The sequence below is a fragment of the Streptomyces sp. NPDC006385 genome, from assembly GCF_040612485.1.
GTDB lineage: Bacteria > Actinomycetota > Actinomycetes > Streptomycetales > Streptomycetaceae > Streptomyces.
In genome coordinates this window covers 242233-264282 of sequence record NZ_JBEXQG010000002.1, presented here as the reverse complement: position 1 = coordinate 264282, position 22050 = coordinate 242233, and the positions used below count along the sequence as shown (strand labels likewise).

The following is a 22050-nucleotide window of genomic DNA, read 5'->3' as shown; positions in this document are numbered from 1 at the left end:
GTCCATCACGCCTCCGGGAACCTGGGCGCCGGGATGCCGACCGACTGGAGTTCCGCGCCGACGGAGGTGGGCCAGACGTCGGCCAGGGTGTCGGGGGTCCAGCCGCCGTCGGCGAAGGCCGCCGCGATCTCCTGCGGATGCGACCAGAGTGCCACCTTGTCGCCGCCGATGCCGATGCACTGACCGGTCACCGACCGGGCCGCCTCGGAGGCGAGGAAGGGGACGAGGGCCGCGCAGTCCTCGGGGGTGCCGAAGCCCTCGCCCTTGCGCAGGAAGTCCGGCAGCGGCTCGCCGTTCTTCATGGCCTCGATGTACGGGGCGAAGGCGGGGATGGTCTCCGTCATCGCGGTCGCGGCGACCGGCACGATCGCGTTGACGGTGATGCCCGCGCGGCCCAGTTCCATGGACCAGGTGCGGGCCATGGCGGCGATGCCGGCCTTGGCGGCGGCGTAGTTCGTCTGCCCGAAGTTGCCGCGCTGGCCGGCCGGGGAGCCGACCAGGATCAGGGTGCCGCCCTCGCCCTGCTCGCGCATACGGACGACGGCGGCGCGGGCGCAGGTGAAGGTGCCCTTGAGGTGGGTGGTGAGCACCGCGTCGAAGTCGTCGTCGGTCATCTTCCACAGGACCTTGTCGCGCAGGATGCCCGCGTTGGTCACCAGGACGTCCAGGCGCCCGAACGCCTCGACCGCGCGGGTCACCAGCCGGTCCGCGGCCTCGCTCGTGCCGACCGGGACGACCTCGGCGACGGCCGTGCCGCCGGCCTCGGTGATGGACTTCACGGCCTGCTGGGCCACGGCCTCGTCGACGTCGTTGACGACCACGGAGGCGCCGTGGGCGGCCAGGGCGTGCGCGTAGGCGAGGCCGAGGCCCCGGCCGCCGCCGGTGACGACGGCGGCCTTGCCGGTGAGATCGATGCTGGGCACGGGCGGGGTCCCTTCACGTGGGGTGTGGCTGAGAGCACCTGGTGCCGGGCGCTGCTTCGAGATCGAAGCTAAGAGCAATAATTGGTGACGTCAATAGTTGTTGATGACCTGCGGGTGCGCCATGCTGGAATCTCCAGGACCCACCGAGCGCAGGGAGCCCGCCATCACACGCCAGCACGTCACCCCCGAGCCCATCGACGCGAACGAGCCGTGGATGCGCGGGCTCCACGCGGACACGGGCTATCTGCTGTACCGGCTGGGCCTGCGCTCCGGGCAGCTTTTCAACGCCTTCCTCCAGGAGTCGGGGCTGCGCCTGCGCCACTACGCGGTGCTGCGCTTCCTCGCCACGACCGAAGGGGCGTTGCAGCGTGAGCTGAGCGCCCGGCTCGGTTACGACCCCAGCGCGATCGTCGGCCTGGTCGACGACCTGGAGAAGCTGGGCTTCGCCGAGCGCCGCCCCGCCCCCGACGACCGTCGCAGCCGGATCGTCGTCCTCACCGAGGACGGCCGCTCCTTCCTGCGCGACACCGACGAGGCGGGTCTTCGAGTGACCAATGAGCTGCTGGGCCCGCTGGACGCCGCGGAACGGGAGGCGCTGCACGCACTGCTGCTGCGGATCGCGGAAGACGGACTCAACTGACTCGACTGGACTCACCTGATGCTGTGCAGGTAATTGACGGCCGCACATCACATGCCTAGCTTCACGGAGCAACCGAGACCCGTCCCCAGGGAGCTCACCGTGCAGCCATCCCCCTCCACCGCTCAACCGCCTCCCGATTCCCGGCAGTTGCGCCGCGTCGCCCTGTCGGGTCTGCTCGGCACGGCAGTCGAGTTCTACGACTTCCTCGTCTACGGCACCGTCGCCGCGCTCGTCTTCGGCGACCTGTTCTTCCCCCGCGCCGACCCCGCGGTCGGCACCGTCGCGGCCTTCGGCACCTTCGCCGCGGGCTACGTGGCCCGCCCCCTCGGCGGCATCGTCTTCGGCCACTTCGGCGACCGGATCGGCCGCAAGTCGATGATGCTGCTGACGATGGTCCTGATGGGCTGCGGCAGCTTCCTCATCGGCGTCCTGCCCACCTACGACGCGATCGGCGTATGGGCACCGGTCCTGCTCGTGACCCTGCGCGTGGTGCAGGGCCTCGCGATCGGCGGCGAGTGGGGCGGCGCGACCCTGATGGTCGTCGAGCACGCCGAACGCACCCAGGGCACGCGGCGCGGCCTGTGGTCGAGCTTCACCCAACTCGGCGCCCCGCTCGGCTCGGTGATGTCGGCCGGCGTGGTCACCCTGGTCTCCGCCCTGCCCGACGACGAGTTCCGCGCCTGGGGTTGGCGGGTGCCGTTCCTGCTGAGCATCGTGCTGCTGGGCGTCGGCCTGTTCGTGCGCCTGAAGGTCGCCGAGAGCCCGCTGTTCGCGCAGGCCGAGCGGGAGCCGAAGCCCGCCAGGCCGCCCGTGGTGGAGGTGCTGCGACGCCCGAAGCCGGTGCTGCTCGCGGCCTGTGTCGGCATCGGCGCGTTCACGGCCCAGTCGCTGCTGACCGGATTCATGATCTCGTACGCGGTCCAGCACGGGTACACCCGTCCGCAGGTGCTCACCGCGGTGACCGTCGCCTCCTGCGTGGCCCTGCTGGTGCTGCCCACCGCCTCCGCGCTGTCCGACCGGGTCGGCCGCCGCCCGGTCGTCCTGGCCGGCGCCGTCGCCTCGGCCGCGCTCGCCTTCCCGGTGCTCGCGCTGGTGGACTCCGGCTCCCCCGGCCTGCTGATCCTCGCCCTCGCGCTGGGTCACGGCGTCGCCCAGTCCACGATGTACGGCCCGCTCGGCGCGCTGCTCACCGAGATGTTCGGCACCCGCGTCCGCTACACCGGCGCCTCCCTGGGCTACCAGGCGGCGACCCTGCTCGGCGCCGGGTTCTCGCCACTCATCGCCGGGAGCCTCCTCGCCTCGTCCGGCGGCAGCAGTACGCCCGTCTCGCTGCTGCTGTGCGGGGGAGCGGCGATCACCGCGCTCACGGTGTGGCGACTGCGCGAGACGCACACCGACTCGCTCGACGCTCTGGCTCCCCACACCACCACCCCCACACCGCAAGAGACGCTCCGGTGAGGCCGCGCATCCCCACGCCGAGGAGGAGGCGGGACTGTCCTTGCGCACCGGCCTGGCGGCCCTGGACCGCGCACCGCGGAACCCCGTGCCGGCCGCGAGCGCCTACCGGCGGGCCGCCCCCGCCCCTACGACCTCGCCCATCCGGCGGACGTCCGCACGCCCTCGGGAGACGCCCGGCCATGACCACCCGCTCCGCGCCCGACCGGCTGCTGTCCGTGCTCGCGGCCTTCGACCTCGAACACCCGGCGCTGAGCCTGACGGACATCAGCCGGCGGGCCGGGCTGACCCTGACCACCGCGCACCGGCTCGTGGCCGCCCTCACCGAGTGGGGCGCCCTGGAGCGGGACGCGTCCGGTCTCTACCACGTGGGGCTGCGGCTGTGGGAGGTCGCGGCACTGGCCCCGCGTGGGCTGGCGCTGCGGCAGGTCGCGCTGCCGTACCTGGAGGACCTGTACGAGGCGACGCACGAGAACGTGCAGTTGGCGGTCCAGGACGGTCCCGAGGTGGTCTACATCGAGTGGCTGTCGGGGCGGTCGGCGGTCGGCGTGCACATCCGGGTCGGGGCGCGCTGGCCGCTGCACGCCACCGGGGTCGGACTCGCGCTGCTCGCGCACAGCGACCCGGAGTTCCAGGAGGAGTACTGCGCCGGGCCGCTCGCCTCCTTCACGCCGTACACCGTCACGGAACCGGCCCGGCTGCGCCGCGTGCTGGCCGACGTGCGCCGCACGGGGGTGGCGGTGAGCAGCCGTCAGGTCACCGACGACGCGCTGTCGGTGGCCGCTCCGGTGCGAGGACCGGGCGGGTCGGTGACCGCCGCCGTGTCGGTCGTCGTGCCGCAGGCCGACGCGCAGGTGCCGGTGCTGGTGCCCGCGGTGCGGCTGGCGGCGCGCGGGATCTCTCGGGGGTTGGGGTGGCGGCCGGGGAAGGAGGCGTAGGCGTTTCGCCGGCAGGCGGCGGACACGCGTGCCGTCGGTGGCATCGGTATGGCCCCGGCCCGACCTTCCCGTGACGGCCCGCAGCCGGGTTGCGGCCCCGCTGACGTGCCCCGGTGACTGGTCGGATCCGAGCCGGGCGGAGTCGAGCCGCGTCCGCCGGAGGTGTGCCGCAAGATCACACCGACGTCCGCGTGCCGACCGCCGTTCCCAGCCGGAGTCAGAGGCGGACCGTCATCTCCACCGGCACCTCGTCACCCACCGAGATTCCCCGCGCCCTGCGCACGGCCTGCTTGAGCGGCAGCAGATAGCCGCCGTCCCTGGGGAAGAGGGACGTCTCGAAGGCGACTTCGCCGATCCGGGCCTCGACCGGGACCACGCCCCAGCCGTACGTGGCCATCGCGGCGACGTCACGGATGTCGGCGCACTCCTCGTCCGGGACGGCGACGAAGTAGTACGGCGCCGGACCGCGCCATTCGATCACCCGGCCGGTGAAGGTGTGTTCCATACGGTCAGGGCCTCTTCTCTCTCCCGGGCGACGCGCTCCGGCACATTCACGCATTCATAGGGTGAACCTGCCTGCGGCGCAAGGGTTTTCTCTGCTTCACCTCTTGACGACCCGTACGGCGGGGAGCACATTGGCGACACTTTGAGAGCGCTCTCAAAGGCACCCGCGCCCTCAACTCCCCACTCCGTACACCGAGAGGCAGCACCCCCCATGAGCGAACCCTCCGGCATACACCGCCGCCGACGCCCCGTCAGGCGCGCGCTCGTCGCCGTGCTCGGCACGCTCGGCCTGGCGGCGGCCGCCGCCGTCGTCGCCGTGCCGTCCGCGAACGCGTCCGCGCCCACGCCCCCGTCGGGCTGGACGCAGGTCTTCCTGGACGACTTCAACGGCGCCGCGGGCACCGGCGTGAACACCTCCCACTGGCAGTACGCGACCGGCAAGGGCTATCCCGGCGGTCCCGCCAACTGGGGCACCGGCGAGATCGAGACGATGACGAGCAGCACCGACAACGTCGCGCTCGACGGCAACGGCAACCTCCGCATCACCCCGCGCCGGGACGCCGCCGGCAACTGGACGTCCGGCCGCATCGAGACCAACCGCACCGACTTCCAGCCCCCGGCTGGCGGCAAACTCCGGGTGGAGGCCCGTATCCAGGTGCCGAACGTGACCGGGGCCGCCGCCAAGGGCTACTGGCCGGCGTTCTGGATGCTGGGCGCGCCCTACCGGGGCGACTACTGGAACTGGCCCGCCGTCGGCGAGCTGGACATCATGGAGAACACGCAGGGCATGAACACGGTGTTCGCCACGATGCACTGCGGCACCTCACCGGGCGGCCCCTGCAACGAGACCAGCGGCATCGGCGGCAGCACCACCTGCTCCGGCACGACCTGCCAGGCGGGCTTCCACACCTACCGGATGGAGTGGGACCGCTCGACGAGCACCGAGGAGATCCGCTTCTACCTCGACGGCGCCCACTTCCACACCGTGCGGGCCGACCAGGTCGACGCGACGACGTGGAAGAACGCGACGGACCACGGTTTCTTCATCATCCTCAACGTGGCCATGGGCGGCGGCTTCCCGGACGCCTTCGGCGGCGGCCCGGACAGCGGAACGCAGCCGGGGCACGCCATGGTCGTCGACTACGTCCAGGTGCTGTCGGCCGGTGGGAGCGGTACCACTCCCCCGCCGACGGGCACCCGTGACGCCTACAGCGCCATCCAGGCCGAGACGTACGACGGTCAGGGCGGCGTGAGCACCGAGACCACCTCCGACTCGGGCGGTGGACGGAACATCGGCTCGCTCGCCAACGGCGACTGGGCGCTGTACAAGGGTGTCGACTTCGGCTCCACGGCGGCCACCCAGTTCGTCGCCCGGGTGGCGAGCGGTGCGGCGAGCGGCGTCAGCGGTCTGGTCGAGGTGCGCCTGGACAGCCGTGGCAACGCGCCGGTCGGCAGTTTCGCGGTGGGCAGCACCGGCGGGTGGCAGTCGTGGCGGACGATCCCGGCGAACATCAGCCGGGTGACCGGCACGCATGACGTCTATCTCACCTTCACCAGCGGTCAGCCGTCGGACTTCGTGAACGTGAACTGGTTCAACTTCGGCCGCTGACAGATGAGTCGTGATGTCCCGCGAGGGTTCTTCGACCTCGCGGGACATCGGCGTGCTCAGCGCAGTTCCGCCCGGAACGCCGCCGGCGTCATGTCGGTGTGCTGGTGGAAGAACTTGGAGAAGTTCGCCGCGTCGGGGAAGCCGACCGCGGCGCCCACGCGGCCGATCGGCAGGTCGGTGTGGGCGAGGAGGCGCTTGGCCTCCAAGGTCACCCGTCGGTCGATGAAGGCCTTCGGGGTCTGGCCGGTGGCGGCGCGGACCGCGCGAACGAGGGTGCGGCGGGAGTAGCCGAGCTGGTCGGCGTAGGCGCTGACGCTGTGGTTGGTGGCGAAGCCCTGTTCCACCGCGTCCCGGAACAGGGTGAAGGTGGTGTCGGACTGCCGGCGCGCGGCCTCGGCCGAGCTCGTGGCGAGGTGGGCGAGGCGCAGCAGGAACGCCGTGAGCGAGTGGCGCAGGACCGCGGTGTGCAGGGTCAGCGGGAGGGTCGTCGTGTCCTCGTACTCGCGCTGGAGCTGGGCGAGGGCCGAGCGCAGGGCGGTGAGCTGGGGTTCGTCGGGGCGGAGCAGGGGCGGCAGGTCGTAGCGGTAGAGGCCGGTGGCCTCGACCGTGGCGCGGGGCAGGAAGCCCGGTTGCATGGTCAGGACGGTGCCCCGGTAGTCGTCGGCGCGGGCGAAGCGGTGGACCTGGCCGGGGCGGATCCACAGCAGGTCGCCGGCCCGGGCCTCGTACTCGGCGAAGTCGATCATGTGGTGGACGGGGCCCTCGCTGAACAGCATCACGACGTGGAAGTCGATGCGGTGGACGCGCTCCAGCGGTGCGTCGGCGGCGTGCCAGGTGCGGCCGGCGCCCATCGGGCCGACCTGCATGCCGACGCCGAGGACGCTCAGATCGACGGGGAAGGGAAACGTTCTGATCGCGTCGCCGCCCGGGTCGCCGCCGTCACGGTCGCCTTGGACCGTTGTGTCCACCATGTCTGTCTCGTGCCGTCTCAGTCGTGCGCGCCTCGCGCTCAGCCGTGCGCCGCGTTCGCCGCGGTGTCCCACTTTCACCACAGCCTGACACACACCGACCTTCCCTCGTAAAAGTCAGACTTTTAGTTTTGAACGCGTTGGACCAGCTACTTCGCTTCGATCGGGGACTTTTGAAGATGAGCACGCGGACACCGGACAGCTTGGAATGGACCGAACTCGACCGGCGTGCCGTCGACACGGCCCGCCTCCTGGCGGCCGATGCCGTACAGCGGGTGGGCAACGGCCACCCGGGCACCGCCATGAGCCTGGCTCCGGCGGCGTACACGATCTTTCAGAAGGTGATGCGGCACGACCCGGCGGACCCGGAGTGGACCGGCCGTGACCGCTTCGTCCTGTCGCCCGGTCACACCTCGCTGACGCTGTACACCCAGCTGTTTCTCGCCGGGTACGAGCTGGAGCTCGACGACCTCAAGGCGTTCCGGACCCAGGGTTCGAAGACGCCGGGTCACCCCGAGTACGGGCACACCGCCGGTGTCGAGACCACCACCGGCCCGCTGGGCCAGGGTGTCGCCAACGCCGTCGGCATGGCGATGGCCGCCCGTTACGAGCGCGGCCTGTTCGATCCGGAGGCGCCCGAGGGCGAGTCCCCGTTCGACCACACCATCTGGGCGATCGTCTCCGACGGCGACCTTCAGGAGGGCGTCTCCGCCGAGGCGTCCTCCCTCGCCGGCCACCAGAAGCTCGGCAACCTCGTCTTCCTCTACGACGACAACCACATCTCCATCGAGGGCGACACCGCGACCGCGTTCTCCGAGGACGTGCTGGGTCGGTACGAGGCGTACGGCTGGCACGTGCAGCGCATCGAGCCGGCCGGGAACGGCGACGTCGACGTGGCCGCGCTGTACGCGGCGCTCAAGGCGGCGCAGGCCGAGACCGAGCGCCCCTCGATCATCGCGATGCGCACGATCATCGCCTGGCCCGCGCCCAACGCCCAGAACACCGAGGCGTCCCACGGCTCGGCCCTCGGCGAGGACGAGATCTCCGCCACCAAGCGCGTCCTCGGCTTCGACCCCGAGCAGTCCTTCGAGGTCACGGGCGAGGTCCTCGCCCACACCCGCCGAGCCCTGGACCGGGGCGCCGAGGCGCACGCCGCCTGGGACAAGCGGCTCGACAAGTGGCGCGGCGCGAACCCGGAGCGCGCCCGGCTGTTCGACCGGATCGTCGCCGGTCAGCTGCCCGACGGCTGGGAGGACGCGCTTCCGGTCTTCGAGGAGGGCAAGTCGGTCGCCACGCGCGCGGCCTCCGGCAAGGTGCTCCAGGCGCTGGGCGCGGTCGTCCCCGAACTGTGGGGCGGCTCCGCCGACCTGGCCGGCTCCAACAACACCACCATCGACAAGACGAGTTCGTTCCTGCCCCAGGGCAACCCGCTGCCCGAGGCCGACCCTTACGGCCGCACGATCCACTTCGGCATCCGCGAGTTCTCGATGGCGGCGGAGATGAACGGCATCGCGCTGCACGGCAACACCCGTGTCTACGGCGGGACTTTCCTGGTCTTCTCCGACTACATGCGCAACGCGGTGCGCATGTCCGCGCTGATGCACCTGCCGGTGACCTACGTGTGGACGCACGACTCCATCGGCCTCGGCGAGGACGGCCCCACCCACCAGCCGGTCGAGCACCTCGCGTCGCTGCGTGCCATCCCGGGGCTGAACATCGTCCGTCCCGCCGACGCCAACGAGACCGCTGCCGCCTGGGCCGAGATCCTCAGGCGGCACACCACCGACCCGGCCCCGCACGGGCTCGCGCTCACCCGGCAGGGCGTCCCGACGCTCCCGGTGAACGCGGATGCGGCGAAGGGCGGTTACGTCCTTCAGGAGTCCTCCACCGGGACCCCGGACGTCGTCCTCATCGCCACCGGCTCCGAAGTGCAGCTCGCCGTCGCCGCACGGGAGCGGCTGGAGGCCGAGGGCATCGGCACCCGGGTGGTGTCGATGCCGTCCGTGGAGTGGTTCGAGGAGCAGCCGCGCGAGTACCGCGAGAGCGTCCTGCCGACGGCCGTGAAGGCGCGGGTCGCCGTCGAGGCCGGAATCGGCCTGACCTGGTACCGGTTCGTGGGCGACGCCGGACGCATCGTCTCCCTCGAGCACTTCGGCGCCTCCGCCGACGCCAGGACCCTGTTCGCCGAGTACGGCTTCACCCCCGAGAACGTAGCCGCCGCAGCGCGGGAATCCCTCGCTGCCGCGCGTGGTTGATCCAGCCGCAGAAAGAAGATGATCACTGTGACCACCGAAGCGACCGCCACCGCGGGAACTCTGAAGCGTCTTTCCGACGAGGGCGTCTCGATCTGGCTGGACGACCTGTCGCGGGGGCGGATCGAGTCCGGCAACCTCGCCGAACTGGTCGAGAACAAGAACGTCGTGGGCGTCACCACCAACCCGTCCATCTTCCAGGCCGCCATCGGCTCCGGCGAGGGCTACGAGGAGCAGCTCGCCGACCTGGCGGTGCGGGGCGTCACGGTCGACGAGGCCGTGCGCATGATGACGACCGCCGACGTCCGTGCCGCCGCCGACATCCTGCGCCCGGTGTACGACGCCACCGACGGCCGCGACGGCCGGGTCTCCATCGAGGTCGACCCGCGGCTGGCCCACCACACGGCGGCCACCATCGCCGAGGCCAGGCAGCTCGCCTGGCTGGTCGACCGCCCCAACGTGATGATCAAGATCCCGGCGACCGAGGCCGGTCTCCCGGCCATCACCGAGGTCATCGCCCAGGGCATCAGCGTCAACGTCACGCTGATCTTCTCCCTGGAGCGCTACCGCGAGGTGATGGACGCCTACCTGGGCGGTCTGGAGAAGGCCGCCGCCAAGGGCCTGGACCTGTCGGCCATCCACTCCGTGGCCTCCTTCTTCGTCTCCCGCGTCGACTCCGAGATCGACAAGCGGCTGACGGCGATCGGCACGGACGAGGCCCTCGCGCTCAAGGGCAAGGCGGCCCTCGCCAACGCCCGCCTCGCCTACGCGGCCTACGAGGAGGTGTTCGAGGGCGACCGCTGGACCGCCCTCGCCGGTGCCAAGGCCAACAAGCAGCGCCCGCTGTGGGCCTCCACCGGCGTGAAGGACCCGGCGTACAAGTCCACCCTGTACGTGGACGAGCTGGTGGCGCCGGGCACCGTCAACACGATGCCCGAGGCCACCCTGAACGCCACCGCCGACCACGGCGAGATCACCGGCGACACGGTGACCGGCGGCTATGCGCAGGCGCGCGCCGACCTTGCCGCCGTGCAGGCGCTGGGTATCTCCTACGACGAGGTCGTCACCCGCCTGGAGGACGAGGGCGTCGCCAAGTTCGAGGTGGCGTGGCAGGACCTGTTGAACGCCGTCAAGAAGTCGCTCAGCGGCAAGGGAGCTGACGCAGCATGACCTCCGACTGGGACAACCCCCTGCGTGACCCGCGCGATCGCCGACTGCCCCGTATCGCCGGCCCGTCCGGGCTCGTCATCTTCGGCGTCACCGGTGACCTGTCCCGCAAGAAGCTGATGCCGGCCGTGTACGACCTCGCCAACCGCGGGATGCTGCCGCCGGGCTTCTCCCTCGTCGGGTTCGCCCGCCGGGACTGGGAGGACCAGGACTTCGCGCAGGTCGTGCACGACTCGGTGCGCGAGCACGCCCGAACCGAGTTCCGTGAGGAGGTCTGGCAGCAGCTCGCCGAGGGCATGCGGTTCATCCCGGGTGACTTCGACGACGACCAGGCGTTCGAGCAGTTGCGCCGGACGGTCGAGGAGCTGGACAAGGCGCGCGGGACGAGCGGCAACTACGCCTTCTACCTCTCCGTACCGCCGAAGTTCTTCCCGAAGGTCGTCCAGCAGTTGAAGAAGCACGGCCTCGCGGACGCGCCCGAGGGCTCCTGGCGGCGCGCGGTCATCGAGAAGCCCTTCGGCCACGACCTCGCGAGCGCCCGTGAGCTGAACGCGATCGTGCACGACGTGTTCGACCCCGAGCAGGTCTTCCGCATCGACCACTACCTCGGCAAGGAGACCGTCCAGAACATCCTGGCGCTGCGGTTCGCCAACCAGATGTTCGAGCCGATCTGGAACCGGTCGTACGTCGACCACGTACAGATCACGATGGCTGAGGACATCGGCATCGGCGGCCGGGCGGGCTACTACGACGGCATCGGCTCGGCCCGCGACGTCATCCAGAACCACCTGCTCCAGCTCATGGCGCTCACCGCGATGGAGGAGCCGGCCGCCTTCGACGCCGCGTCCCTGCTCACCGAGAAGCTGAAGGTGCTCAGGGCCGTGAAGCTGCCGGAGGACCTGGGCAGGCACACCGTGCGCGGGCAGTACGCGGCGAGCTGGCAGGGCGGCGAGCAGGTCGTCGGATACCTCCAGGAGGAGGGCATCGACCCGCGGTCGAAGACCGACACCTACGCCGCCGTCCGGCTGAACGTCGACAACAGGCGCTGGGCGGGCGTGCCGTTCTACCTGCGCACCGGCAAGCGGCTCGGGCGGCGCGTGACGGAGATCGCGGTCGTCTTCCAGCGGGCACCGCACTCCCCCTTCGACTCCACCGCCACCGAGGAGCTCGGCCAGAACGCGATCGTGATCCGCGTCCAGCCGGACGAGGGCGTGACGGTGCGGTTCGGCTCCAAGGTGCCCGGAACCTCGATGGAGATCCGGGACGTGACGATGGACTTCGCCTACGGCGAGTCGTTCACGGAGTCCAGCCCGGAGGCGTACGAGCGGCTCATCCTGGATGTCCTTCTCGGGGACGCCAACCTGTTCCCCCGCCACCAGGAGGTGGAAGAGTCCTGGAGGATCCTCGACCCGATCGAGGAGTACTGGGACACGCACGGCACGCCGGCGCGGTACGCGTCCGGGAGCTGGGGACCCGAGGAAGCGGACGAGATGCTCGCACGAGACGGACGGAGCTGGCGCAGGCCATGAAGATCGACCTGACCGACACCACGGCAAGCAAGATCAACAAGGCGCTGGTGCAGGGCCGCCGAGCGATCGGCACGCCGGCCGTGGGCATGGTCCTGACGATGGTCATCGTCACGGACGAGGAGAACGCCTACGACTCGATCAAGGCGGCCGAGGAGGCCTCCCACGAGCATCCCTCGCGCACCCTGGTCGTGATCAAGCGGCACGCCCGCACGCCGCGTGACCGCACCCGCTCCCATCTCGACGCCGAGGTCCGGGTGGGGGCCGACGCCGGCACCGGCGAGACGGTCATCCTGCGCATGTACGGCGAGGTGTCCGACCACGCCGACTCGGTGGTGCTGCCGCTCCTGCTGCCGGACGCCCCGGTCGTCGTGTGGTGGCCGGTCGACGCGCCGGAGAACCCGTCCAAGGACCCGCTGGGCGCGTTGGCGCAGCGCCGGATCACCGACCTGTACACCACCGAGAGCCCGTTGGCGGACCTGGAGGCCCGGGCCCGCTCGTACGCGCCCGGCGACACCGACCTGGCCTGGACCCGGCTCACCCCCTGGCGCTCCATGCTCGCCGCTGCCCTGGACCAGGCGCGGGTGCCGATCGTCTCGGCGGCCGTGGAGGCCGAGGCCGACAACCCGGCCGCCGAGCTGCTGGCGCGCTGGCTGGAGGCCCGCCTCCACGTCAGCGCCGAGCGGGTCGTCACCGCCGGACCGGTCGTCACGGGCGTGCGGCTCGGCACCGAGAACGGCGAGATCGTCATCGACCGTCCCGAGGGCCCGCTGGCCACGCTGCACCTGCCGGGCCAGCCGTCGCGCACCCTCGCGCTGAAGGTCCGCACCACCTCCGAACTCATCGCCGAGGAGCTGCGGCGCCTCGACGCGGACGAGATGTACGCCATCGCCCTGCGCGGCGAGGCCCCCGAGGAGACCCCTGACCATGTCTGACCCCCTGTCCGGCTCCCTGCCCCGCTCCCCCGAGCTCACCCGGCGTCCCGAGTGGGTGGCCCTGGAGGACCATCGCGCGGGCGCGCTCCAGCGCCCCCGGCTGCGTGAGCTGTTCGCCGCCGACCCCGCCCGCGCCGAGCGGTACGTCGTGCGCGTCGGTGACCTGCGCATCGACTACTCCAAGCACCTGATCAACGACGAGACCCTCGCCCTGCTCCAGGAACTGGCCACCGCCACCGACGTGTTCGGGCTGCGCGACGCCATGTTCCGGGGCGAGCGGATCAACGTCACCGAGGACCGGGCGGTCCTCCACACCGCCCTGCGCGCCCCGGCCGACGCGGTGATCGAGGTCGACGGCGAGAACGTCGTGCCCAAGGTCCACGCGGTGCTCGACAAGATGAGCGCCTTCGCCGACCGCGTCCGCTCCGGCGAGTGGACCGGCCACACCGGCCGCCGTATCCGCAACGTCGTCAACATCGGCATCGGCGGCTCCGACCTCGGTCCGGCCATGGCGTACGAGGCGCTTCGCCCCTTCACGGCACGGGAGTTGACGTTCCGGTTCGTCTCCAACGTCGACGGCGCCGACCTCCACGAGGCGGTGCGGGACCTGGACCCGGCTCAGACGCTGTTCGTCGTCGCGTCCAAGACCTTCACCACCATCGAGACGATCACCAACGCCACCTCGGCCCGTTCCTGGCTGCTGGCCGGGCTCGGCGGCGAGGAGAAGGCCGTCGCACGGCACTTCGTCGCGCTGTCGACGAACGCCGAGAAGGTGACGGACTTCGGCATCGACCCGGACAACATGTTCGAGTTCTGGGACTGGGTCGGCGGCCGCTACTCGTACGACTCGGCGATCGGCCTGTCCCTGATGATCGCCATCGGCCCCGACCGCTTCCGGGAGATGCTCGCCGGCTTCCGCCTCGTCGACGAGCACTTCCGCAGCGCGCCCGCCGAGTCCAACGCCCCGCTGATCCTGGGCCTGCTGGGCATCTGGTACGGCAACTTCTTCGGCGCCGAGTCCCATGCGGTGCTGCCGTACTCGCACTACCTGTCGAAGTTCACGGCGTATCTCCAGCAGCTCGACATGGAGTCCAACGGCAAGTCCGTCCAGCGCGACGGCCGCCCCGTGGACTGGCAGACCGGACCGGTGGTGTGGGGCACGCCCGGCACCAACGGGCAGCACGCCTACTACCAGTTGATCCACCAGGGCACCAGGGTCATCCCCGCCGACCTGATCGGGTTCGCGCGTCCCGTCGACGAACTGAGCGACGAACTCAAGGCGCAGCACGACCTGTTGATGGCCAACCTGTTCGCACAGGGGCAGGCGCTCGCCTTCGGCAAGACCGCGGACGAGGTGCGCGCCGAGGGCGTGGCCGAGGAGCAGGTGCCGCACCGCACCTTCCGCGGCGACCACCCGACGACCACGATCCTCGCGCGCGAGCTGACGCCGTCGGTGCTCGGCCAGCTCGTCGCCCTCTACGAACACAAGGTCTTCGTCCAGGGCGCCGTCTGGAACATCGACTCCTTCGACCAGTGGGGCGTCGAACTGGGCAAGGTGCTCGCCAAGCGAGTCGAGCCCGCCCTCACCGAGGGTGCCGATGTCCCCGGCCTCGACCCCTCCACCGCCGCCCTCGTGGCCGCCTACCGTGAACTGAAGGAAGTGCACTGACATGCAGTTGGGACTCATCGGCCTCGGCAAGATGGGCGGCAACATGCGCGAGCGGATCCGCCGCGCGGGCCACACCGTCATCGGCTACGACCGCAACCCCGAACTCTCCGACGTCGGCAGCCTGTCCGAACTGGTCGACAGGCTCGAAGGCCCGCGCGTGGTCTGGGTGATGGTCCCGGCCGGCGGCCCGACCCAGTCCGTCATCGACGAGCTGGGCGACCTGCTCTCCCCTGGTGACACCGTCGTCGACGGCGGCAACTCCCGCTGGACGGACGACGAGAAGCACGCCGAGGAGCTGGGTGCCAAGGGCATCGGCTTCGTCGACGCGGGTGTCTCGGGCGGTGTGTGGGGGCTGGAGAACGGCTACGCGCTGATGGTCGGCGGCGCCAAGGAGCACGTGGACCGGCTGAAGCCGATCTTCGACGCGCTCAAGCCGGAGGGGCCGTACGGCTATGTCCACGCGGGCAAGGTGGGCGCGGGGCACTTCGCGAAGATGGTCCACAACGGCATCGAGTACGCGATGATGCAGGCCTACGCCGAGGGCTGGGAGCTGCTGGAGAAGGTCGACTCGGTCACGGACGTGCGCGAGGTGTTCCGTTCCTGGCAGGAGGGCACGGTCATCCGCTCCTGGCTGCTGGACCTCGCGGTGAACGCCCTCGACGAGGACGAGCACCTGCAGAAGCTGCGCGGGTACGCGGAGGACTCCGGTGAGGGCCGGTGGACCGTCGAGGCGGCCATCGACAACGCGGTGCCGCTGCCCGCGATCACCGCCTCCCTCTTCGCGCGGTTCGCCTCCCGCCAGGACGACTCCCCGCAGATGAAGATGATCGCGGCGCTGCGCAACCAGTTCGGCGGCCACGCCGTCGAGTCGAAGAAGTAGCCGGTCGTGGGGGATCTCCTTCTCGTCCGTCACGGTGAGACGGAGTGGAGCAGATCGGGACAGCACACCAGCTGGACCGATCTGCCCCTCACCCGGGCCGGCGAGGAACAGGCCAAGTCCCTCGCCCCGCTCCTGTCCGGCCGTACCTTCTCCCTGGCGCTCACCAGCCCGTTGCGCCGCGCGGTCCGCACCGCCGAACTGGCGGGCCTGGCAGGGGCCGTACCCGACCCCGATCTGCACGAATGGGACTACGGCGGCTACGAGGGCGTCACCACCGTCGAGATCCACCGCACCCGTCCCGACTGGTATCTGTGGACCGATGGAGTGCCGCCCGGTCCGGACGGTCACCCCGGTGAGTCGCCGGCCGAGGTCGGCGCGCGCGCCGACCGGGTGCTGTCCCGGGTCGCGGCGGCGCTCGCCGAGGGTGATGTGATCCTCGTGGCGCACGGCCACTTCCTGCGGGTCGTCACGGCCCGCAGGCTGGGGCTGGCACCCGCGGACGGGCGGCTGTTCCAGCTGGCGACGGGCACGGTGAGCCGTCTGTCGGCGGAGCACGGCCGTCCTGTGATCGCCGAGTGGAACACGCGGCCGTGACTCCCGCGAGCCGGATCGCGTGGCGGGGCCGGTGAGTTGACAGGTAAGGCGGTCGGCGTCAGAGTCCCGGCTGATGGAGATCAACGATCTGACGCCGGCCGAACTGCGGGTGTGGCGGGCCTTCGCCACGGGCACGGAGGTGGACTTCCGTGAGGGAACCGAGCAGGAGGAGGGCCCCGGACGCACCCTTCGCGCCCAGGTGTTGCGGGCGTTACTGCTCAATGGCCCGCGTGAGGACGGCGAGATAGCGGCCCTGAAGGTGAGGGGGGCGCGTGTCACCGGTGTGCTGGACCTGAGGTACGCGACCGTCGACAGCGTCCTCCACCTCACGCACTGCCGCTTCGAGGACGCCCCGGACTTCGTCGGCGCCCAGTTGCGCTACCTCAGCCTGCGGGACTCCGAGCTGCCCGGCCTCTCGGTGACGCGCGCCCGGATCGACGGCAGTGTGCGGCTGACACGCTGCCGGTTCAGCGGGCCGGTACGCCTCGACGGCGCGCAGATCGCCGGTGTGCTGTTCCTGGACCAGGCCGAGGTCGCCGCCGGCGACTCCGTGCGGCCCGCCCTCCAGCTCAACCAGGTGTCCGTCGACGACGACCTGTGCGCCCGGGGTCTGCGCGCGCGGGGGCGGATCCGGCTGGAGGGCGCCACCGTGGCCGGCTCGCTCGACCTGGAGGACGCCGACCTCCGCAACCCCGGCGGCAACGTCATCGACGCGGAGGCCCTTGAGGTGGGCGCCAATGTGCTCGGCCGACGGCTGCGCGCGGACGGCCGGATCGACATGCGTGGCGCCCGTGTGCCCGGGCGGGTCGACCTGCTGCGGACGACGCTGTCGAACCCCGGGGGCACGGCCCTGCGGGCCAGCAGCTGTGTCATCGGCGAACTCTGGCTGCGCGGCGGCTCCCCGATCGTCGGCCGGCTCAATCTGCGCCGCTCGCAGATCGAACAGCTCGACCTGGAACCCGAGATGCTGCCGGACGAGGTGCGCCTGCTCGACCTCACCTACACCTTCCTCACCCCGCACGAGCCGGTGGAGCGCCGGCTGCCCATGCTGCTGCGGGACGGCGACACCTACGACCCGCACGGCTACGAGCAGTTGACCACTTCCTACCTGCGCACCGGCGACGACCACGCCGCCCGTCTCGTCCAGCTCGCCAAGCAACGCCGCCACCGCACGACCCTGCCCTGGTACGGCCGCATGTGGGGCCATGTCCAGGACGCCACCGTCGGCTACGGGTTCCGGCCGCTGCGCGCGCTCGGCTGGCTGCTCTCGCTGCTCGCCGTCGGCTCGGTCGCCTTCGCGCTGCACGCGCCGCCGCCGCTGAAGGCGGACGAGGCACCGCAGTTCAACCCGGTCTTCTACACCCTCGACCTGCTGCTGCCGGTGATCTCGTTCGGGCAGGAGCCGGCCTTCGCCCCCAGGGGCGGGCAGCAGGCCCTGGCGTACGTTCTCGTCCTCACCGGCTGGATCCTGGCCACGACGGTCATCGCCGGTGTGACCCGGACCGTCAATCGCCAGTAGGTCATCACGGTCGTACGGGATGTCCGGCTCGCGGTACGTCGGCAGCTCGCCGTCCGCACAACCCACCCCGGGCGGCCGGGCTTCTACAATCGCGGGCACGCGGGTGGGCCGTCGGGGCGCGCTCGTTCCTCGCCGAAGGAAGCCGATGACCAGCGTCGACGAGCCGGCACGAGCCAACGGGCGGATCCGTGACGCCGCGCGCACCAAGGACGAGATACTCGACGTCGCGACGCGGGAGTTCGCCCGCCTCGGCTACGACGGGGCCCGCGTCGACGACATCGCCGCCCGCACCCGCACCACGAAGCGGATGATCTACTACTACTTCGGCGGAAAGGAGCAGCTGTTCACGGCCGTGCTGGAGCGGGCGTACGGCGCGATCCGGGAAGCCGAGCAGCAACTCGACGTCGAGCATCTGGACCCGGTCGCGGCCATCCGCCGCCTGGCCGAGCTCACCTTCGACCATCACGAGCAGCACCCTGACTTCATCCGCCTGGTCAGCATCGAGAACATCCACGGGGCCGAGCACATCGCCGCCTCCGCGAAGCTCGGCAGGATCGGCTCACCCGCCCTGGACGTGATCCACCGGATCCTGGAGTCCGGGCGGCGTTCGGGCCTGTTCACGGCCGACGTGGACGCCGTCGACCTGCACGCGGTGATCAGCTCCTTCTGCTTCTTCCGGGTCGCCAACCGGCACACGTTCGGCGCCCTGTTCGGCCGGGACCTGGTGGCTCCGGCGCAGCGCGAGCACTATCGCGCGATGCTCGGCGACATGGTGATCGCCTACCTGACCGCGGAGCGCGCGGCGGACTGAGGCCGTGGAACCTGACTCCTGCCGCCGCCCACCGGAGAAGGTGACGGCCTGACCACGGCGGGCTGCCGCCCAGGTGTGGCACGGGACCGTCCACGTAGATCACGAGGAGGTCCTCCTCGGTGGGCCGGGGCTCGACGGGGTGTGCGGGCTCGTGGACCAGCTCCAGGTGCCAGTCGGCGTCCGGCCAGCCCTTCGCACCAGAAGCGTTCCGCCGCGGTCAGGTTCCGGGACGGGCGGGCGATGCGGATGTGGCTGCGGCCGTCGACCGGCATGGGGAGCCTCCCGGGGCGGCTGATCGTGTCGTTCCGCTCGGCAGCCCAGGCGGCGCGGGCACGCCGGGACCATCCGTCCTTCGCCCTGCGCCCCGGGTCCTGGGCCTGGGTGCCGCCGACCCGCCGTAGACGCTGTCTACTCCCTCATGGTAGACACTGCCTATGCGGGAATCCGAAACCGGGCTGCGGGCCCGGCTCGTCGACGTCGGTGTGGATCTCGTCGCCCATGAGGGCGTCCAGGCGCTCACCCTGCGGGAGATCGCCCGTCGGGCGGGGGTCTCGCACGGTGCGCCGCGTCGCCACTTCCCCACCCACCTGGAGTTGCTGTCGGCCATCGCACGCCGCGGCTTCGACGAGCTGGCCGAGCGGGCGACGGCGGCCGTCGGTGGCGGCACGGGCAGCCCGCGGGAGCAGGTGGGTGCGCTGGGGCGTGTCTACCTGGAGTTCGCGCTGGGCAATCGCGGCATGTACGAGCTGATGTTTCGTCATGACCTGCTGGAGAGCGGACATTTGGGGCTGCGCGACACCAGTCTGCCCCTCTTCGGTCGCCTGGTGGACCTCGTCGGCCGGGTGCGCCCGGATGCCGACGCCCGGCTCGTGGCGGGGGCGCTGTGGGCCAACCTGCACGGGATCGCCCAGCTGTGGGGCTGGGGCAGCCTTCAACTCGCCACGGGTTCCCCCGACTTCGTGCCCCTGCTGCGGGAGGCCCTGGACGCGCACCTGGGGCCGGAGGGCGAGTGAACCCACGGCTCACCCTGGCGAGCAGCGTCGTCGGAACCGCGATCGTCGCGCTCGACGGCACCGTCCTGACCGTCGCCCAGCCCACCCTGCAACGCGACCTGAGTGCCTCCTTCGCCGAGGTCCAGTGGACCACCACCGGCTATCTCATCGCCGTGGCGAGCCTGTTGGTGTTCGCCGGGCGGCTCGGCGACCGGTACGGGCACCACCGTGTCTTCGGCATCGGCATGCTCGGCTTCGGGGCCGCGTCGGCCGGCATCGCGCTGGCGCCCGGCGTGGGCTGGGTGATCGGACTGCGGGTCGTGCAGGGCGTGTTCGGGGCGCTGTCGCAGCCGGCCACGCTCGGGATGCTGCGGGCCGCGTTCCCGCCCGACCGGCTGCGGAGGCCGATCGCGGTACGGACCGCGGCGATCGGGGTGGCGGCCGCCGCCGGACCGGTCCTGGGCGGCGCGCTGGTGGCGGGTCCCGGATGGCGGGCCGTGTTCCTCCTCAACGTCGTCCCCGCCCTCGTCCTCGGTGCGCTCGCCCTCGCCGTACGACCCTCGCGCAGATCCTCTCCCTCCGTGCTCGACATGCCCGGCGCCCTGCTCCTCGCGGTGACCCTGGCCTGCCTGGTGCACGCCCTGGCCGCGCAGCCGGGACGGGGCTGGACCGCCGCGACCGCCGTGGTCACCGGTGCCGCCTTCGTCCGGCACGAGCGCCGTACCGCGAGCCCGCTGCTGCCGTCGGACGTCATGGGCTCGGCGGCGGTCACCTCGGCGCTCGGCATGCTGGTGGTCGCGTCGGCGGCGCTGTCCGGCACGCTGTTCGTCGGCACGTTCGTGCTTCAGGGCGGGTTCGGCCTGGACCCGTTGCGCAGTGCCCTGGTCAGCCTGCCGCTGGCCCTGCTGATGGTGCTCGCCGCACCCTCGTGCGCGGTGCTGCTGCGCCGGGCCGGTGCCCGCCGTACGAGCGGCGCGGCGATGGCGGTCCTCGCGCTCGGCATCCTCGCCCTGTCCCACGCGGCGGGGTTCCCCGCCCTGTGCGTGGGGTTCGCGCTGGTGGGGGCCGGGTTCGGGACGGTCATGGTGGCGGCGACCCATGTCGTCGTACGGGAGGCCGCCGTCGAGTCGGCCGGGGTGGCGGGCGGGTTGCAGCAGACCGCGATGAACCTGGGGCCGGTGCTGGGTGTCGCCGCCGCGGCCGCGCTCATGGGTGCGGGCGGTCGCCCTGAGCTGCCGCTGGGTGTTCTCGCCGTGCTCGCTCTGGCCGGTGCGGCCCTGGGTCGAGCCCTGCCGGGACGGGCCGACGTCACGATCGACGATCATGACCAATCGGAGGACCGTACACCTGTTCCTGCGCGACGATGAGGTCGGAGGCCGTTCCGGCGGGGTATGCCGGAGCGCACCTCGGCGCACGCATTCGGAGGAGAGCGATGGCACTGCTGAGACAAGAGGTCGATCCGGGCGAGGTCGGGCTGGACGCGAAGGCGCTGGACCGCCTCGACCAGCACTTCGCCCGCTACGTCGACGAGGGGCGGCTGCCCGGCTACCTGGTGGCCCTCGCCCGCGGCGGACGCGTCGCCCACCTCGTCACGCACGGCCACCGTGACATCGCGGCCGGGTTGCCGGTCGAGGCCGACACGCTGTGGCGGATCTACTCCATGACCAAGCCGGTCACCTCGGTCGCGGCGCTGCTGCTGGTGGAGGAGGGCGAGCTGTCGCTCGACGATCCGGTCGAGCGCCACCTGCCGGCCTTCGCCGAGCCGCGGGTGTACGTCAGCGGATCCGGCGCCGACACCGTGACCCGCCCGGCCTCGGGGCCGATACGGATCCGGCATCTGATGACCCACACGGCCGGGCTGACCTTCGCCTTCTACCACACGCACCCCGTCGACGCCCTGTACCGCGACGCCCGCCTGGAGTCGGCGGTGCTGCCGGGCTCGGACCTGGCGGAGACGGTCGACGTGTACGCGAGCCTGCCCCTTCAGTTCGAGCCGGGGACCGAGTGGAACTACTCGGTCGCCAGCAACGTCCTGGGCCGGGTCATCGAGGTCGTCTCCGGCCGGTCCCTCGACGAGTTCTTCGCCGAGCGGATCTTCGGCCCGCTCGGGATGACCGACGCCGGTTTCTGCGTGAACGACGAACAGGCGGGCCGGCTCGCCGAGTTGTACGGCGGTACCGAGACCGGCGGCATCGAGCCGATCCCCGGCCTCCCGCTGCACGGCCGTCCCCGTTTCCTGTCGGGCAGTGGCGGTCTGGCGGCCTCCGCGCACGACATCCACCGCTTCATGGAGCTGCTGCGCCGCCGCGGCGAACTCGACGGCACCCGGCTGCTGGCACCCGGGACCGTGGACCTGATGACGTCCAACCAGCTTCCGGGCGGCGCCGACCTGCGCTCCTTCGGCAGCCGCCCCGCCCATGACGAGCCCGGCAACGACGGCGTCGGCTTCGGTCTCGGCGTCTCCGTCGTGACCGACCCGACCCGTACGAAGGCCCCGTCCGTCCTCGGCGCCTACGGCTGGAGCGGGGTGGCGACCACCACGTTCTGGGTCGACCCGCGCCACGACCTGACGGTGCAGTTCATGACGCAGGTGCGGCCGAAGACCTCGCACACGATCTTCCAGGACCTCAAGCGGCTCGTGCACGAGGCCGTCCAGGACGCCTGAGCC

19 protein-coding genes and 1 pseudogene are annotated in these 22050 nt (G+C 71.4%); 16 read left to right on the top strand and 4 right to left on the bottom strand.

Annotated features, from left to right (window positions below; translation table 11 throughout):
• Positions 1-5: 5 nt before the first annotated feature.
• On the bottom strand, positions 6-923 hold the full coding sequence (locus ABZ078_RS02615) for an SDR family oxidoreductase (RefSeq protein ID WP_356570874.1): 918 nt from the start codon (positions 921-923) through the stop codon (positions 6-8).
• Between the two features lie 121 nt (positions 924-1044).
• On the opposite strand from ABZ078_RS02615, the gene ABZ078_RS02610 reads away from it, so the two are divergent.
• The 3 genes from ABZ078_RS02610 (at position 1045) to ABZ078_RS02600 (ending at position 3956) form a co-directional block, all read left to right on the top strand.
• Positions 1045-1563: a MarR family transcriptional regulator gene (locus ABZ078_RS02610; RefSeq protein ID WP_356570872.1), complete on the top strand. Its 519-nt coding sequence runs from the start codon at positions 1045-1047 to the stop codon at positions 1561-1563.
• Positions 1564-1662: 99 nt separating this feature from the next.
• Positions 1663-3021, top strand: coding sequence for an MFS transporter (locus ABZ078_RS02605; protein WP_356570870.1), 1359 nt, complete (start codon positions 1663-1665; stop codon positions 3019-3021).
• A 179-nt stretch (positions 3022-3200) separates the two neighbouring features.
• A complete protein-coding gene (locus ABZ078_RS02600; RefSeq protein ID WP_356570868.1) occupies positions 3201-3956 on the top strand; it encodes an IclR family transcriptional regulator in 756 nt (251 codons plus the stop codon).
• Between the two features lie 217 nt (positions 3957-4173).
• On the opposite strand, the gene ABZ078_RS02595 is transcribed toward ABZ078_RS02600, so the two are convergent.
• Entirely contained in the window at positions 4174-4461 is a 288-nt protein-coding gene (locus tag ABZ078_RS02595; RefSeq protein WP_356570866.1) for a DUF1905 domain-containing protein, read from the bottom strand.
• A 210-nt stretch (positions 4462-4671) separates the two neighbouring features.
• Here ABZ078_RS02595 and ABZ078_RS02590 point away from each other — a divergent pair, with 210 nt between their 5' ends.
• On the top strand, positions 4672-6069 hold the full coding sequence (locus ABZ078_RS02590) for a glycoside hydrolase family 16 protein (RefSeq protein WP_356570864.1): 1398 nt from the start codon (positions 4672-4674) through the stop codon (positions 6067-6069).
• Positions 6070-6125: 56 nt separating this feature from the next.
• Here the strand turns inward: ABZ078_RS02590 and ABZ078_RS02585 are convergent, their stop codons facing one another.
• Entirely contained in the window at positions 6126-7040 is a 915-nt protein-coding gene (locus tag ABZ078_RS02585; RefSeq protein ID WP_356570862.1) for an AraC family transcriptional regulator, read from the bottom strand.
• A 176-nt stretch (positions 7041-7216) separates the two neighbouring features.
• On the opposite strand from ABZ078_RS02585, the gene tkt reads away from it, so the two are divergent.
• From tkt to ABZ078_RS02540, 9 genes are all read left to right on the top strand, one after another.
• Positions 7217-9292: a transketolase gene (tkt, locus tag ABZ078_RS02580; protein ID WP_356570860.1), complete on the top strand. Its 2076-nt coding sequence runs from the start codon at positions 7217-7219 to the stop codon at positions 9290-9292.
• Between the two features lie 18 nt (positions 9293-9310).
• Entirely contained in the window at positions 9311-10459 is a 1149-nt protein-coding gene (gene tal, locus ABZ078_RS02575; RefSeq protein WP_356570858.1) for a transaldolase, read from the top strand.
• The gene (gene zwf / locus ABZ078_RS02570; RefSeq protein WP_356570856.1) at positions 10456-11985 is read left to right on the top strand and encodes a glucose-6-phosphate dehydrogenase; all 1530 of its coding nucleotides are present in this window, start codon (positions 10456-10458) and stop codon (positions 11983-11985) included. The genes tal and zwf overlap by 4 nt, the downstream gene beginning before the upstream one ends.
• Positions 11982-12917 carry a glucose-6-phosphate dehydrogenase assembly protein OpcA gene (gene opcA / locus ABZ078_RS02565; RefSeq protein WP_356570854.1) on the top strand — a complete coding sequence of 312 codons (936 nt, stop codon included), beginning with the start codon at positions 11982-11984 and terminating at the stop codon, positions 12915-12917. The genes zwf and opcA overlap by 4 nt, the downstream gene beginning before the upstream one ends.
• 16 nt (positions 12918-12933) lie before the next feature.
• On the top strand, positions 12934-14586 hold the full coding sequence (gene pgi / locus ABZ078_RS02560) for a glucose-6-phosphate isomerase (protein ID WP_356570902.1): 1653 nt from the start codon (positions 12934-12936) through the stop codon (positions 14584-14586).
• Between the two features lies 1 nt (position 14587).
• Entirely contained in the window at positions 14588-15466 is an 879-nt protein-coding gene (gnd, locus tag ABZ078_RS02555) for a phosphogluconate dehydrogenase (NAD(+)-dependent, decarboxylating) (RefSeq protein WP_356570852.1), read from the top strand.
• Positions 15467-15472: 6 nt separating this feature from the next.
• Positions 15473-16060 (top strand): histidine phosphatase family protein, encoded by a 588-nt coding sequence (locus tag ABZ078_RS02550; protein ID WP_356570850.1) that lies wholly within the window; start codon positions 15473-15475, stop codon positions 16058-16060.
• A 73-nt stretch (positions 16061-16133) separates the two neighbouring features.
• Complete coding sequence (locus ABZ078_RS02545) at positions 16134-17579, top strand: membrane-associated oxidoreductase (RefSeq protein WP_356570848.1); 1446 nt, start codon at positions 16134-16136, stop codon at positions 17577-17579.
• Between the two features lie 145 nt (positions 17580-17724).
• Positions 17725-18390 carry a TetR/AcrR family transcriptional regulator gene (locus ABZ078_RS02540; protein ID WP_356570846.1) on the top strand — a complete coding sequence of 222 codons (666 nt, stop codon included), beginning with the start codon at positions 17725-17727 and terminating at the stop codon, positions 18388-18390.
• A gap of 76 nt (positions 18391-18466) precedes the next feature.
• Here ABZ078_RS02540 and ABZ078_RS02535 read toward each other — a convergent pair.
• Positions 18467-18662, bottom strand: a pseudogene (locus ABZ078_RS02535) (VOC family protein); the annotation flags it as partial.
• A gap of 162 nt (positions 18663-18824) precedes the next feature.
• Here ABZ078_RS02535 and ABZ078_RS02530 point away from each other — a divergent pair.
• From ABZ078_RS02530 to ABZ078_RS02520, 3 genes are all read left to right on the top strand, one after another.
• Positions 18825-19403 (top strand): TetR/AcrR family transcriptional regulator, encoded by a 579-nt coding sequence (locus ABZ078_RS02530; protein WP_356570844.1) that lies wholly within the window; start codon positions 18825-18827, stop codon positions 19401-19403.
• On the top strand, positions 19400-20749 hold the full coding sequence (locus ABZ078_RS02525) for an MFS transporter (protein WP_356570842.1): 1350 nt from the start codon (positions 19400-19402) through the stop codon (positions 20747-20749). The genes ABZ078_RS02530 and ABZ078_RS02525 overlap by 4 nt, the downstream gene beginning before the upstream one ends.
• A 65-nt stretch (positions 20750-20814) precedes the next feature.
• A complete protein-coding gene (locus ABZ078_RS02520; RefSeq protein ID WP_356570840.1) occupies positions 20815-22047 on the top strand; it encodes a serine hydrolase domain-containing protein in 1233 nt (410 codons plus the stop codon).
• Positions 22048-22050: the final 3 nt, after the last annotated feature.

Bases quoted from the DNA above. Each gene is read 5' to 3' on its own strand.
- ABZ078_RS02585 (WP_356570862.1), bottom strand. From the start codon at position 7,040: ATGGTGGACACAACGGTCCAAGGCGACCGTGACGGCGGCGACCCGGGC.
- ABZ078_RS02590 (WP_356570864.1), top strand. From the start codon at position 4,672: ATGAGCGAACCCTCCGGCATACACCGCCGCCGACGCCCCGTCAGGCGC.
- tkt (WP_356570860.1), top strand. From the start codon at position 7,217: ATGAGCACGCGGACACCGGACAGCTTGGAATGGACCGAACTCGACCGG.
- tal (WP_356570858.1), top strand. From the start codon at position 9,311: ATGATCACTGTGACCACCGAAGCGACCGCCACCGCGGGAACTCTGAAG.
- ABZ078_RS02545 (WP_356570848.1), top strand. From the start codon at position 16,134: ATGGAGATCAACGATCTGACGCCGGCCGAACTGCGGGTGTGGCGGGCC.
- ABZ078_RS02610 (WP_356570872.1), top strand. From the start codon at position 1,045: ATGCTGGAATCTCCAGGACCCACCGAGCGCAGGGAGCCCGCCATCACA.
- zwf (WP_356570856.1), top strand. From the start codon at position 10,456: ATGACCTCCGACTGGGACAACCCCCTGCGTGACCCGCGCGATCGCCGA.
- opcA (WP_356570854.1), top strand. From the start codon at position 11,982: ATGAAGATCGACCTGACCGACACCACGGCAAGCAAGATCAACAAGGCG.
- ABZ078_RS02520 (WP_356570840.1), top strand. From the start codon at position 20,815: ATGGCACTGCTGAGACAAGAGGTCGATCCGGGCGAGGTCGGGCTGGAC.
- ABZ078_RS02530 (WP_356570844.1), top strand. From the start codon at position 18,825: ATGCGGGAATCCGAAACCGGGCTGCGGGCCCGGCTCGTCGACGTCGGT.
- ABZ078_RS02595 (WP_356570866.1), bottom strand. From the start codon at position 4,461: ATGGAACACACCTTCACCGGCCGGGTGATCGAATGGCGCGGTCCGGCG.
- ABZ078_RS02600 (WP_356570868.1), top strand. From the start codon at position 3,201: ATGACCACCCGCTCCGCGCCCGACCGGCTGCTGTCCGTGCTCGCGGCC.
- ABZ078_RS02540 (WP_356570846.1), top strand. From the start codon at position 17,725: ATGACCAGCGTCGACGAGCCGGCACGAGCCAACGGGCGGATCCGTGAC.
- gnd (WP_356570852.1), top strand. From the start codon at position 14,588: ATGCAGTTGGGACTCATCGGCCTCGGCAAGATGGGCGGCAACATGCGC.